This is a genomic window from Candidatus Competibacteraceae bacterium (genome assembly GCA_016713505.1).
Classification (GTDB): Bacteria; Pseudomonadota; Gammaproteobacteria; order Competibacterales; family Competibacteraceae; genus Competibacter_A.
In genome coordinates, this window is record JADJPA010000001.1 from 252,897 (window position 1) to 265,772 (window position 12,876).

The 12,876-nt window shown below is 61.3% G+C and carries 11 protein-coding genes; all 11 read left to right on the forward strand.

Features of this window, described 5'->3' with window-relative positions; translation table 11 throughout:
• Positions 1 to 93: 93 nt before the first annotated feature.
• The 11 genes from tssA (at position 94) to IPK09_01380 (ending at position 12,863) form a co-directional block, all read left to right on the forward strand.
• Positions 94 to 1,155 carry a type VI secretion system protein TssA gene (tssA, locus tag IPK09_01330; protein MBK7982254.1) on the forward strand — a complete coding sequence of 354 codons (1,062 nt, stop codon included), beginning with the start codon at positions 94 to 96 and terminating at the stop codon, positions 1,153 to 1,155.
• Positions 1,156 to 1,207: 52 nt separating this feature from the next.
• Positions 1,208 to 1,729, forward strand: a complete 522-nt coding sequence (gene tssB / locus IPK09_01335) for a type VI secretion system contractile sheath small subunit (protein MBK7982255.1) — start codon at positions 1,208 to 1,210, stop codon at positions 1,727 to 1,729.
• A gap of 6 nt (positions 1,730 to 1,735) precedes the next feature.
• On the forward strand, positions 1,736 to 3,235 hold the full coding sequence (gene tssC / locus IPK09_01340) for a type VI secretion system contractile sheath large subunit (protein MBK7982256.1): 1,500 nt from the start codon (positions 1,736 to 1,738) through the stop codon (positions 3,233 to 3,235).
• A gap of 234 nt (positions 3,236 to 3,469) precedes the next feature.
• Positions 3,470 to 3,955, forward strand: coding sequence for a type VI secretion system tube protein Hcp (locus IPK09_01345; GenBank protein ID MBK7982257.1), 486 nt, complete (start codon positions 3,470 to 3,472; stop codon positions 3,953 to 3,955).
• 117 nt (positions 3,956 to 4,072) lie between these two features.
• Positions 4,073 to 4,912: a virulence protein SciE type gene (locus IPK09_01350; protein MBK7982258.1), complete on the forward strand. Its 840-nt coding sequence runs from the start codon at positions 4,073 to 4,075 to the stop codon at positions 4,910 to 4,912.
• On the forward strand, positions 4,905 to 5,420 hold the full coding sequence (gene tssE, locus IPK09_01355) for a type VI secretion system baseplate subunit TssE (protein ID MBK7982259.1): 516 nt from the start codon (positions 4,905 to 4,907) through the stop codon (positions 5,418 to 5,420). Before IPK09_01350 ends, tssE begins: the two co-directional genes overlap by 8 nt.
• Entirely contained in the window at positions 5,420 to 7,297 is a 1,878-nt protein-coding gene (tssF, locus tag IPK09_01360) for a type VI secretion system baseplate subunit TssF (GenBank protein ID MBK7982260.1), read from the forward strand. Before tssE ends, tssF begins: the two co-directional genes overlap by 1 nt.
• On the forward strand, positions 7,261 to 8,292 hold the full coding sequence (gene tssG / locus IPK09_01365; protein ID MBK7982261.1) for a type VI secretion system baseplate subunit TssG: 1,032 nt from the start codon (positions 7,261 to 7,263) through the stop codon (positions 8,290 to 8,292). The genes tssF and tssG overlap by 37 nt, the downstream gene beginning before the upstream one ends.
• Positions 8,293 to 8,351: 59 nt before the next feature.
• Positions 8,352 to 11,036, forward strand: a complete 2,685-nt coding sequence (gene tssH, locus IPK09_01370) for a type VI secretion system ATPase TssH (GenBank protein MBK7982262.1) — start codon at positions 8,352 to 8,354, stop codon at positions 11,034 to 11,036.
• On the forward strand, positions 11,023 to 11,295 hold the full coding sequence (locus IPK09_01375) for a hypothetical protein (GenBank protein MBK7982263.1): 273 nt from the start codon (positions 11,023 to 11,025) through the stop codon (positions 11,293 to 11,295). Before tssH ends, IPK09_01375 begins: the two co-directional genes overlap by 14 nt.
• A gap of 215 nt (positions 11,296 to 11,510) precedes the next feature.
• The gene (locus IPK09_01380) at positions 11,511 to 12,863 is read left to right on the forward strand and encodes a tetratricopeptide repeat protein (GenBank protein MBK7982264.1); all 1,353 of its coding nucleotides are present in this window, start codon (positions 11,511 to 11,513) and stop codon (positions 12,861 to 12,863) included.
• Positions 12,864 to 12,876 lie beyond the last annotated feature (13 nt).

The window sequence follows — 12,876 nt, forward strand, 5'->3', positions numbered from 1 at the left end:
TGATCGCCACAGGTCTTAGCGCCGTGGATCACTTGGCGGGTTGCCGGAGGCGTCTATACTTCAAGGCACCCGAGCAGACGAGGCGCAAGACCGATGAGCGTGATCGAGATCGAGACACTGTTGGACGAGATCGAGGCGACCGCGCCATGCGGTGAGGATCTCGAATACGACCCGGAATTGGCCGAGCTGGAAGCGGCGGCGCAGGAGACGCCAGAACGCCAGTACGGCGACACCATCATTCCCGCCCAGCCGCCCGACTGGCGCGCGGTAAAAACAACGGCCTTGAGCTTGTTCGGGCGGACTAGGGACTTGCGGATCGCGGTTGCGCTGGCCAGAGCTTTACTGCATGTCGATGGCTTGCCGGGCTTCGCCGCCGGCCTGAGCGTGGTGGAAGGCTTGCTCGAACGTTATTGGGACAGCGTTTACCCGCTGCTCGATCCTGAGGACGACAACGACCCCACGTTGCGGGTCAACGTTCTGGTGGCGCTGTGCGATCAAGAAGCCACGCTGCGCGGCGTGCGGGAAATGCCGCTGGTCAACTCGCGCGCCCTGGGGCGCTTCAGCTTGCGGGATGTCCAGATCGCCAGCGGCCTGCTGGCGCCCCTCGCGAGCGACGAACCGGCGGAGTTGCCCACCCAGACCAAGATCGACGGGGCGTTCCTCGATGCCGATCTGGACGAATTGCAAGCCACCGCCGCGGCCGTCGCCGAAGCCATCGAGCGGGCCAAACGGATCGAGGTGGTGTTGACCGAACTGATCGGCGTCGCCCGCGCGCCGGACATGAGCGCGCTGGCGGGCGTATTGAAAGAAATACACCATGTGTTGGCCCAGCAATTGCAAAAACGTGGGGTCGGCCTCATTGCTGAGGCGACGGCGGATGAAATGGCCGACGGAGAGTCGCTCGCGGGGGCCGCCGCCGGCCAGCGGTGGGTGGTCGGTGAAATCGGCAGCCGTGATGATGCCATGCGGATGCTGGATAAGATTTGCGACTACTTCGAACGCTACGAACCGTCCAGCCCGGTGCCGTTTTTGTTGAAACGCGCCAAGAAGCTAGTGACCAAGGATTTCATGGCGATTCTGAACGATCTTGCCCCTGGCGGAGCCGAGCAAGCCACGCTGATTTTCGGCTTGCAGGGCGAGGAGTCCGGCGAATGAAGGCCGTCTAACGTGAGCTGCTAATTATCAATCTTAAAGAGGTAATTGTCCCATGGCGATGAGCAGTCAGAAATTTATCGCGCGCAACCGAGCGCCGCGCGTGCAGATCGAGTACGACGTCGAGGTGTACGGCTCGCAGAAGAAAGTGCAGATCCCCTTTGTGATGGGGGTGATGGCCGATCTGTCCGGCAAGCCGGTCGATCCCCTGGCGCCGGTGGCGGAGCGCAAATTCATGGAAATCGACGTGGATAACTTCGATAGCCGCATGAAGGCGATGAAACCGCGCGCGGCGTTTCGGGTGCCCAACACCCTGACGGGCGAAGGTGAGCTGAGCCTGGATATCACCTTCGAAAGCATGGACGATTTTTCACCGGCGGCGGTGGCGCGTAAGGTGGACGCCCTGAACAAGCTGCTACAAGCCCGCCAGCAACTGACCAATCTGATGACTTACATGGACGGCAAGACCGGCGCGGAGGAGTTGATCGCCAAGGTGCTGAACGATCCGAGTTTGCTGCAATCCCTGGCGGCCGCCCCCAAGCCCCAGGACAGCGAAAAACCCGCCACCGAGGAGTGATAGACCATGGCCGAAACCGATCCGACTGTCGCGGCCCCGGCGGGCGCCGCCGCCGAAGTTCTGGAAACCAACGAGTTTTCCTCCTTGTTGCAACGGGAGTTCAAACCTAAATCCGACCAAGCCAAGGAAGCGGTCGAGCACGCGGTCAAGACGCTGGCCGAGCAGGCCCTGCAACATACCACGCTGATCTCCAAGGACGTGCTCAAGTCGATCGAGTCGATGGTCGCCGAAATCGACCGGAAGCTGAGCGAGCAGATCAATCTGATCATGCACCATCCCGAATTCCAACAGCTGGAAGGCGCTTGGCGCGGTCTGCACTATCTGGTTTTCAACACTGAAACCGACGAGATGCTCAAGATTCGGGTGATGAACATCACCAAAAACGAATTGAGCAGAACCTTGAAGAAATTCAAGGGTGTGGTCTGGGATCAGAGCCCACTGTTCAAGAAAGTCTACGAGGAAGAGTACGGTCAGTTCGGCGGTGAACCGTTCGGCTGTCTGGTCGGAGACTACCATTTCGACCACAGCCCGCCCGATGTGGAGCTGCTGCGCAGCATGGCTCAAATCTCCGCCGCCGCCCACACGCCGTTCATCGCCGGCGCGTCGCCCACCGTGATGCAAATGGAGTCCTGGCAGGAACTCAGCAACCCGCGTGACCTGACCAAGATTTTCCAAACGCCGGAATACGGCGGCTGGCGCGGCTTGCGCGATTCCGAGGATTCGCGCTACATCGGTCTGGCGATGCCGCGGTTTCTGGCGCGGACGCCCTATGGCGCGAAAACCGATCCGGTCGAGGAGTTCGATTTCGAGGAAGATATCGAGGGTGGCGACCACAGTAAATATTGCTGGGCCAATTCGGCTTACGCCATGGCCAAGAACATCACCATGGCCTACAAGCTATACGGCTGGTGCACCAAGATCCGGGGCATCGAATCCGGCGGCGCGGTGGAAGGCTTGCCGACCCATATCTTCCCGACCGACGACGGCGGGGTGGACGCGAAGTGCCCGACCGAAATCGCGATCAGCGACCGACGCGAAGCGGAACTGGCCAAGAACGGCTTCATGCCGCTGGTCCACAAGAAAAACACCGACTTCGCCGCCTTCATCGGCGCTCAGTCGCTGCAAAAGCCGGCCGAATACGACGACCCGGACGCCACCGCCAACGCCAACTTGTCGGCCCGGCTGCCCTATCTGTTCGCGGTCTGTCGCTTCGCCCATTACCTCAAGTGCATGGTGCGGGACAAGATCGGCTCGTTCAAGGAGCGGGAAGCCCTCGAACGCTGGTTGCAGGAATGGATTTACAACTATGTGGACGGCAATCCGGCCATTTCCAGCGATGAGACCAAGGCCATGAAACCGCTGGCGGCGGCCGAGGTGGTGGTCGAGGAAGTGGAAGGCAATCCGGGTTACTACACCTCGAAGTTCTTCTTGCGCCCGCATTATCAGTTGGAAGGGCTGACGGTATCGCTGCGCTTGGTATCCAAGCTGCCGTCGATCAAGGGGTAGTGGTCCGCTGGGCCAGAATGGGCTGGTTAATGTGGCCCATTTTTGAGAGTTTCAAGCGAAATTGGTGGCAAAAAGGAGTGAGAGAGTGACTTATTTTCTGGCATGAGATATGCAAATTCTTACTCGACGACGGAAATTGCAGTCCTTCAGACCCGAAGTTTCGAAGGCACCGTTGATCGGAGCGGTGGTTGAACCATCGATGAACCATGAACTGACTGTTGAGAGGATACGACGATGGCTGATGCATTTTTGAAAATTGGCGACGTGAAGGGCGAGTGTTCGGATCATGAATTCAAGGAATGGATCGAGGTGCTGAGCTGGTCCTGGGGCGCGCACCAACTGGGTACCGCCGGACACGGCGCCGGTCTGGGCGCCAGCAAGGTGAGCATGAACGATTTCAGCTTCACCATGCACTTCTGCGCGGCGTCGCCCGAACTGTTGCTGTCCTGCTGCTCGGGCCATCACTACCCGGAAGCCAAGCTGGTGATGCGCAAGCCGACCGGCAAGGACGGCGGCCAGCAGAAATTCCTGGAGTTCACCTTCAAGGACGTGATCGTCAGCAGCTACCAGACCGGCGGCGCCGGCGAGGATCTGCCGGTCGAGAGCCTGTCCTTGAACTTCACCTCGATGCAGCAGGAATACTTCACTCAGGATGCGAAGGGCGCGACCAAATCCGCCGGCAAGTCGGGTTGGGACGTCAAGACCAACAAGAAGCTGTAAGCGAGCGGCTGGCCAGATTATTCTGGCGTTGCAACGGGACCCGCGTATCCGGCCTGATGGTTTCAGTCCGGGTGCGCGGAGTTTTTCTCCCTTCGAAAAATTTGGAAAACGCCGCTTATGCAAGCCGAGCAAAGTCTACGCGAGGGGCGGTTGCAAGACGCCCTGACCGAGTTGCAGGCGCAAGTGCGCAAGGAGCCCGCCAATCCCCGCTACCGCATTTTCCTGTTTCAGTTGCTGGCGGTGCGGGGTCAGTGGGAACGGGCCCTGAATCAGTTGAACGTGGTGGGCGAAATGGATGCCACCAGCCTGCCGATGGTGCAAACCTACCGCGAGGCGATCCGCTGCGAGCTGTTGCGCGCCGAAGTGTTCGCCGGGCGGCGCTCGCCGCTGGTGTTCGGCGACCCGGAGCCTTGGGTGGCCTTGTTGCTGGACGCCTTGCGGCTGACCGCGACCGCGCAATACGCCCGCGCCCGCGCCACCCGTGAGCAGGCTTTCGAAGCGGCGGCGGCGGTCGCCGGAACGCTGGACGAGCAGCCTTTCGAGTGGCTCGCCGACGCCGACCCGCGATTGGGTCCGATGCTGGAGGCGGTGCTCAACGGGCGTTACTACTGGATTCCCTGGCAGCGGATTCGCGCGATCCAACTCGAACAACCCGCCGATTTGCGGGATTTCGTTTGGGCTCCGGCCCAGTTTACCTGGGCCAACGGCGGCGAAACCGTGGGCCTGATTCCCGCGCGCTATCCCGGCTCTCAGGACGCTCCCGATCCGCTGGTCCAACTGGGGCGCAAGACCGACTGGCGCGACTGCGGGGAGGAAACCTGGTTGGGGCTGGGACAACGGATGCTGGCGACCGAGCAAGGCGAGCATCCCTTGCTGGACGTGCGCCGGATCGCGCTGGATGTCGGGGACATTCCCACGCCCGAAGCTCCTGCGGAGGCCAGGGCCGGCGATGGCTGAACTCACCCCCAAGGAGCGGCTGCAACCCTCATTGTTGGATCGCTTGACCGACGAGGAACCGGACCGCCAGCAGGAATCGCGGGACAAACGGGTGCTGTCGATGGGCCGCTTGCGCGAGTGCGTGCTGCGGGATTTGGCCTGGCTGCTCAATTCCACGCGCCTGACCGGCGCCGAACTGGACGCGCGCTATCCGTTCGCGGCGCGTTCGGTGCTCAACTACGGGCTGCCGGCCCTGGCGGGAGCGACCGCGCGCAATCTGGAAATCAGCGATCTGGAGCAGAGCCTGCGTCAAGCCATCATCGATTTTGAGCCGCGTATCCTGCGCCATACGCTGCGGGTTCATGCCGAGCTCACCGAAGAACGGATGAGTCACAACGCCCTGACCTTTGAAGTCGAAGGCGATTTGTGGGCGCAGCCGGTGCCGCTGCAACTGTACTTGAAGACCGAAATCGATCTGGAAAGCGGTCAGGTCAAGATCGAAGAATCCAACCGACCGAGGGGGCGCTGATGGACCCGCGCCTGCTGGAGTATTACAACCGGGAACTGCAACACCTGCGCGAAGTGGGCGGTGAATTCGCCAAGGAATTTCCCAAGATCGCCGGCCGGTTGGGATTGGAAGGCTTCGAATGCGCCGATCCTTACGTGGAGCGGTTGCTGGAAGGCTTCGGCTTTCTGGCGGCGCGGGTCCAGCTCAAGCTAGACGCCGAGTTCCCGCGCTTCACCCAGCATCTGCTGGAAATCATTTACCCGCATTATTTGGCCCCGACCCCCTCGATGCTGGTCGCTCAATTTCAGCCCGATCCCACCGAAGGCGCGCTCGATCAGGGCTTCGTCATCCCGCGCGGCAGCGAATTGCGCAGCCTGTTGGGCAAGGGCGACCAGACCCCCTGCGAGTACCGCACCGCGCACGAGGTGACGCTGTGGCCGGTGGAATTGACCGAGGTTCAGTATTTCGCCGGCAAGGAGCCGGTGGCGCTGCTCGATCTGCCGGATCTGAACAAAGTGCGAGCGGGCGTCCGGCTGCGGCTGCGGACCACCCTGCCGGGGCTGACCTTCGACAAGTTGGCTCTGGAGCGACTGACCCTGTTCCTGCACGGCGGCGACGAACTGCCCATGCGGGTTTACGAACAGTTGTTAAGCAATACCGTGCTGATGGTGGTCCGGCCGGGCCAGCGTCCGGCGCCCTGGCACGAAGTGGTGCCCGGCGAGCGCATCCGGCGCTTGGGTTTTGCCGACGAGCAGGCGCTGCTGCCGTATGCGCCGCCCTCCTTTCGAGGCTACCGGTTGTTGCACGAATATTTCGTGTTTCCGCAGCGTTACCTGTTCGTGGAATTGGTGGGTTTGGGGCCGGCGGTGCGCCGTTGCGCGGATTCGGAGCTGGAAATCTTGATCCTGCTCAACCGAGCCAACGCGGTGCTGGAAAACAGTCTGGAAACCGAGCATTTCGCGCTGTTTTGCGCGCCGGCCATCAATCTGTTTCCCAAGCGCGCCGACCGCATTCATCTGAGCGAGCAGGTGGCCGAACATCATGTGGTGCCGGACCGAACCCGGCCGATGGATTTCGAGGTCTATCAGGTCAACGGGGTGACGGGAATCGGGGCGGAAGGCGAGGAACAGGAATTCCTGCCGTTTTATGCCGCCTACGACCGGTTGGACCAGCACGAGCAGCGCGCGTTTTACACGATGCGTCGGTTACCCCGGCAGCTATCCAGCCAGCAGCGCCGCAGCGGACCCCGTTCCAGCTATATCGGCAGCGAGGCTTTTCTATCCTTGGTGGACGCCGGGGAAGCACCCTATCGGTCTAATCTGAAACAGTTGGCGGTGACCGCGCTGTGCACCAATCGCGATCTGCCGCTGCACATGCCGATCGGGCTGGGCGAGACCGACTTTAGCATGACCTCCGGCGCGCCGGTCGGCTCGGTGCGCTGTCTGGCCGGGCCGACCAAGCCGCGCCCTTCCCACGCCCACGGCGATACCGCCTGGCGCTTGATCAGCCATTTGTCGCTGAATTATCTGTCGCTGGCCGATACCGATCGCCGTCAGGGCGCGGTGGCGTTGCGGGAATTGTTGGCCTTGTACGGCGATCTGGCCGAGGCCGCCACCCGCAAGCAAATCGACGGGGTTCGTTCGGTCCGGGCGGCTCCCATCACCCGCCGCGCGCCCATTGCGGGGCCTATCGCCTTCGCGCGGGGCCTGGAGGTGAACGTCACGCTGGACGAAGGCGCTTTCGAAGGCGCGGGCATTTTTCTGCTGGGGGCGGTGCTGGAGCAGTTTTTCGCGAAATACGCCTCCATCAATTCGTTTACTGAAACGGTGGTGCATTCCTCCGAACGTGGCGAGATCATGCGATGGCCGGCGAGAATCGGGAAGCGGCACACGTTCTAGAATTGTTCGAAGCGTTGCGGCGCACGCCGTATGCCTTTCATTTTTTCCAGGCGTTGCGGCGGCTGGAATGCCTGCATCGAGACCGGCCGCGCCTGGGAAAGTCGCTGCGTTTGACCGACGATCCGATTCGGCTGGCCCAGGAGCCGTCGCTGGCTTTTGCGCCGGCGACGCTGGCCGCCTTCGATCCGGGGGGTGAGAACCGGCCGCCGCGCTTGTATGAATATTTTCTCGGTCTGTTTGGCCCCAATGGCCCGCTGCCGACCCATCTGACCGAGTACGCGCGCGGGCGGTTGCGCAACGAGGGCGACCGGACCTTCGTCGGGTTCGCCGATATCTTTCACCATCGGATGCTGTGCCTGTTCTATCGGGCCTGGGCCGATGCCGAGCCGACGGTCAGTTTCGATCGGCCGGAAACCGACCGTTTCAACGTCTATGTCGGCGCGCAACTCGGCCTGGGAACGCCCGCGCTGTGGGACCGGGACGCCGCGCCCGATTTGGCGAAGTTTCACTATGCCGGCCGGCTGGCCGGTCAGACCCGCAACCCCGAAGGCTTGGAAGCGATTCTGGGGGATTTTTTCAAGCTGCCGGTGGCGGTCGAAACCTTCGTCGGCCACTGGCTGCCGCTGGATGAAGTCAGCCGCTGCCGGTTGGGCGAAGCGCCCGCCACCGGTTTGTTAGGCATAACCACGGTGATCGGCGAGCGGGCCTGGGACTGTCAGTACAAGTTTCGCATCCTCATGGGACCGATGACGCTGGCCGAATTCCAGCGCTTCCTGCCGGGCGCCGATAGCTTGCGGCGGTTGGTGGCTTGGGTGCGCAATTATGTCGGCGAGGAGCTGTTGTGGGATGTGAACCTGATCCTCAAAAAGGAAGAGGTGCCGCCGCTGGTGCTGGGCGCGGAGACCCGGCTGGGTTGGACCAGCTGGCTGAGCAGCCAGCCGCTGGCTCGCGATGCCGATGATTTGAAACTGGACGCTGTGACCTACTGCGCCTGACGCGCTCATTGTTTTTACCGTTCACTCTTTATTTATAACGTTCACTGGAGTCCGAATCCATGGCCGAAATCAGCCGTGTTGCCCTGTTCGGGAAACTGAACAGCGTCGGTTACAAAGCCATCGAAAGCGCCACCGTCTTTTGCAAGCTGCGGGGCAATCCCTATGTGGAACTGGTGCATTGGCTGCATCAAATCCTGCAACTTCAGGATTCGGATGTCCACCGGATCATCCAGCATTTCAACCTCAATCCGAGCCGGGTCGCCAAGGATTTCACCGAGGCGCTGGACCGGCTGCCGCGCGGCGCCACCTCGATTTCCGATCTGTCTTCGCATGTGGACGCGGCGGTGAAAGAAGCCTGGGTTTACGCCACCCTGCTGTTCAACGATTCGCAAGTGCGCACCGGCCATTTGATCGTCGGGATTCTGAAAACGCCCGATTTGCGCAACGCGCTGCCGGCTATTTCGCGGGAATTCGACAAGATCAAGCTAGATACGTTGGTCGAGCAGTTTGCCGATATTGTCGCCGCCTCTCCAGAGACTGGATTACGCGCATCGGATGGTTCCCAGGTCGGCGGCGGAGCCGTGCCAGGGGAAGCCAGCGAGGCGATGGCCCCGGCGCAGATGGGCAAACAGGAAGCGCTCCAACGCTTTTCGGTCGATTTGACCGAACGGGCGCGCCAGGGCGAACTCGATCCCATCGTCGGGCGCGACGAGGAAATCCGCCAGATCGTCGATATTCTGATGCGCCGCCGCCAGAACAACCCGATCCTGACCGGCGAGGCGGGGGTCGGCAAGACGGCGGTGGTGGAGGGTTTCGCCCAGCGGATTGCCTCCGGCGACGTGCCGCCCCCGCTTCAGGATGTGACACTGCGGGTGCTGGATGTCGGCCTGCTCCAAGCCGGGGCCAGCATGAAAGGCGAGTTCGAGAACCGGCTGCGCCAGGTGATCGACGAGGTGCAGTCCTCGCCCAAGCCGATCATCTTGTTCATCGACGAAGCCCATACTCTGGTCGGCGCGGGCGGCGCGGCCGGCACCGGCGACGCCGCTAACCTGCTCAAGCCCGCCTTGGCGCGCGGCAAGCTGCGCACCATCGCCGCCACCACCTGGGCCGAATACAAAAAGCACATCGAGAAAGACCCCGCCCTGACCCGCCGGTTTCAGGTGGTTCAGGTCGGCGAGCCGAGCGAGGAAAAGACTTTGCTGATGATGCGCGGCATGGTCTCGACCATGGAGCGACATCATCGGGTGCAGATTCTGGACGAGGCGCTGGAGGCGGCGGTCAAGCTGTCGCACCGCTATATCCCGGCCCGGCAGTTGCCGGACAAAGCGGTCAGCCTGCTGGATACCGCCAGCGCGCGGGTGGCGATCAGCCTGTACGCGGTGCCGGCGGAGGTCGAGGACTGTCGCCGTCGCATCGAGGCGCTGCAAACCGAACTGGATATCATCGGCCGCGAAACGGCGGTCGGCATCGACACCGTCCAGCGCAAAGCGGCGGCGGATGAAAAATTGCAGGCCGAGAACGCAAGGCTGGCGGAATTGGATGCCCGCTGGCAGGAAGAAAAGGGCTTGGTCGATCAAATTTTAGGCTTGCGCGCCCAACTGCGCGGCGTGGGTGGTACCGTCGAGGCGGATACCGAGACCGAAGCCGACCCGCAACGCCAGAGCTGGCTGGCGGAATTGAAAGCGCTCCAAGCCCAGCTTCATGCCTTACAAGGGGAGTCGCCGTTGATTCTGCCCAGCGTGGACGCACAGGCTATCGCCGCCGTGGTCGCCGACTGGACCGGCATCCCGGTCGGGCGGATGGTCAAGAACGAAATCGAAACCGTGCTGGGGTTGGCCGACCTCCTCAATCGCCGCATCATCGGCCAGCGCCACGCGCTGGAGATGATCGCCCGTCGCATTCAGACCTCGCGCGCGGCGCTGGACAATCCCAACAAACCCATCGGCGTGTTCATGCTGGCCGGTCCCTCCGGCGTCGGCAAGACCGAAACCGCGCTGGCCTTGGCCGAAGCCTTGTACGGCGGCGAGCAAAACGTCATCACCATCAACATGAGCGAGTTTCAGGAAGCGCACACCGTCTCCACCCTCAAAGGCGCGCCGCCGGGCTATGTCGGCTACGGCGAGGGCGGGGTGCTGACCGAGGCGGTGCGCCGCCGGCCCTATAGCGTGGTGTTGCTGGACGAGGTGGAAAAGGCCCATCACGACGTGCATGAAATCTTCTTCCAGGTGTTCGATAAGGGCTGGATGGAAGATGGCGAAGGCCGGCTCATCGACTTCAAGAATACCTTGATCCTGCTGACGACCAACGTCGGCACCGATTTGATCGCGGGCATGTGCAAAGACCCCGAATTGCTGCCTGATGCCGAAGGTTTGGGCAAGGCGCTGCGGGAGCCGCTGCTCAAGGTTTTCCCACCCGCCCTGCTGGGCCGGTTGGTGACGATTCCGTATTACCCGCTCAGCGATGAAATGATCGGCGAGATCGTCCGACTGCAACTGGGTCGGATCGAGAAGCGGATCAAGGAAAATCACAAGGTGCCGTTTGGCTACGATGACGAGGTGATAAAGCTGATCGCCAGCCGCTGCACCGAATTGGAAAGCGGCGGGCGGATGGTGGATGCGATTCTGACCAATACCATGCTGCCAGCGATCAGTCAGGAGTTTTTACAGCGGATGGTGGAGGGAAAATCAGTTTCACGAGTCGAGGTTCAGGTTAAGGATGGCGATTTTAGTTATGCCTTCCAATAAATTGCTGTTGCAGGAATGGGCGGCGCTGTATGAAAAATATGCCCAGCGAAATCGTGATGGCGCTCGATTCAGTCAGGATTCCCTGCGCGTTTATTTGTTCCTCGGATGGATAGCACAAATCAAACTCGATGCGGCCACGATGGAAGCTTTCGCTGGCGACCTTGTGCCGCTGTACGAAAGAAATGAAGAATCGATATTGCATGTTCTAAAGGAACTCCCTTTTTTGATCCCATCTACTTGCCGTTATCTGAGCGGATAGGATCAAACATGTCCTAGCGCTTAAAGATGCCGAAAATTGCATTAAATACTTTGGGGAATAGGCTAGGCTTCGAGAGCGATAACGCCCATGTTGACATGCTATGGCGACTATTTAGGTCAAAGCGGGCGACAAACTGGTTGAGAAGTTGGAAATATGCAGTTTCATAAACCTGACTTTAAACATTTAATTAAACGCTGTGTATTGGGCTATCAGCAATGAACCGCCAACAGCGCCGCGCGCTTGCCAGCCAGCAACGGTCAGCGAAAGATTCTAGTTCGGAATTGCTGGCTCAAGCCCTGCAATTGCACCGACAGGGGCAATTAGACTCTGCGGAGTCCCTATACAGACGAGCGCTCCAACGCAACTCGCGCCAGATCGAGGCTTTGCATTTCCTGGGTGTGTTGACTTCGCAGCGAGGTCGTCATGCAGAGGCGGCTGAATGGATCGGTCAGGCGCTGGACGTTGATCCCCGCTATGCCGACGCCTGGAACAATCTGGGCAATGTATTAGCCGCGCTGGATCGCTGGGACGAAGCGGCGGACGCTTATCGACGAGCCAGCGAACTGGCTCCTGACAATCCCAGCGCTCGCTGCAATCAGGGTGTCATGTTATTGCGCTCCCAGCGCTTTGCAGAAGCCGTCGCCGCCTTCCAGCAAGCCATCGCGCTAGCGCCCGCTTTAGTCGAAGCGCATTTCAACCTGGGTAAGGCGCTGGCGGCCGAGGGTCAGCATGAAAGCGCCGTCATCGCCTATCGCGAGGCCGTCCGCCTGCAACCCAACCATGCGATGGCTTACAAGAGCTTGGGCTTGCTGCTCTACAAGCTGAACCGCAATGATGAAGCCTCGGAGTTGTTTCGGGACTGGTTGGCGCGAGACCCGACCCATCCGGTGGCCCGGCACATGCTGGCGGCGCATTCGGGACAGGACGTGCCGGAGCGGGCCGCCGATGGCTACGTCCGGCAGGTGTTCGATGACATGGCCGACAGTTTCGACGAGCACCTGCACCGCCTGGAGTATCGGGCGCCGGAATTGATTGCTTCGGCGGTCGCCGCTCAGATCGCTGGCCCGGATGGCTCGCTCAGCGTGCTGGATGCCGGCTGCGGCACCGGGCTTTGCGGTCCGCTGCTGCGCCCTTATGCCGGTCGGTTGGTCGGAGTGGATCTGTCGCCGCGCATGATCGAGCGGGCGCGGACCCGTGGGGATTACGACGAATTGGCCGTCGTCGAATTGACCGCTTTTCTGACGGGCCGTCCGGCGGCTTACGATCTGATCGTGTCCGCCGACACCTTGATTTATTTCGGCCAACTGGAACCGGTGCTGACCGCTGCCGCGGCCGCTTTACGCGCGGGCGGCTGGCTGGCGTTCACCGTGGAACGGGTTGCTGACGCTGACGCATCGACGGGCTTCGATCTCGATCCCAGCGGCCGCTACCGGCATTCCGAACCGTATTTGCGGCAAGCGCTGGTTCGGGCGGGATTGACGATTGAATCGCTAAAAACCATCACTTTGCGGTTGGAAGGCGGCCGGCCGGTCATCGGTTTCGTGGTGATGGCGGGCAAAAATCCTTGATTTCCAATGCGGT

Bases quoted from the DNA above. Each gene is read 5' to 3' on its own strand.
- tssA (MBK7982254.1), top strand. From the start codon at position 94: ATGAGCGTGATCGAGATCGAGACACTGTTGGACGAGATCGAGGCGACC.
- tssB (MBK7982255.1), top strand. From the start codon at position 1,208: ATGGCGATGAGCAGTCAGAAATTTATCGCGCGCAACCGAGCGCCGCGC.
- tssC (MBK7982256.1), top strand. From the start codon at position 1,736: ATGGCCGAAACCGATCCGACTGTCGCGGCCCCGGCGGGCGCCGCCGCC.
- IPK09_01345 (MBK7982257.1), top strand. From the start codon at position 3,470: ATGGCTGATGCATTTTTGAAAATTGGCGACGTGAAGGGCGAGTGTTCG.
- IPK09_01350 (MBK7982258.1), top strand. From the start codon at position 4,073: ATGCAAGCCGAGCAAAGTCTACGCGAGGGGCGGTTGCAAGACGCCCTG.
- tssE (MBK7982259.1), top strand. From the start codon at position 4,905: ATGGCTGAACTCACCCCCAAGGAGCGGCTGCAACCCTCATTGTTGGAT.
- tssF (MBK7982260.1), top strand. From the start codon at position 5,420: ATGGACCCGCGCCTGCTGGAGTATTACAACCGGGAACTGCAACACCTG.
- tssG (MBK7982261.1), top strand. From the start codon at position 7,261: ATGGCCGGCGAGAATCGGGAAGCGGCACACGTTCTAGAATTGTTCGAA.
- tssH (MBK7982262.1), top strand. From the start codon at position 8,352: ATGGCCGAAATCAGCCGTGTTGCCCTGTTCGGGAAACTGAACAGCGTC.
- IPK09_01375 (MBK7982263.1), top strand. From the start codon at position 11,023: ATGCCTTCCAATAAATTGCTGTTGCAGGAATGGGCGGCGCTGTATGAA.
- IPK09_01380 (MBK7982264.1), top strand. From the start codon at position 11,511: ATGAACCGCCAACAGCGCCGCGCGCTTGCCAGCCAGCAACGGTCAGCG.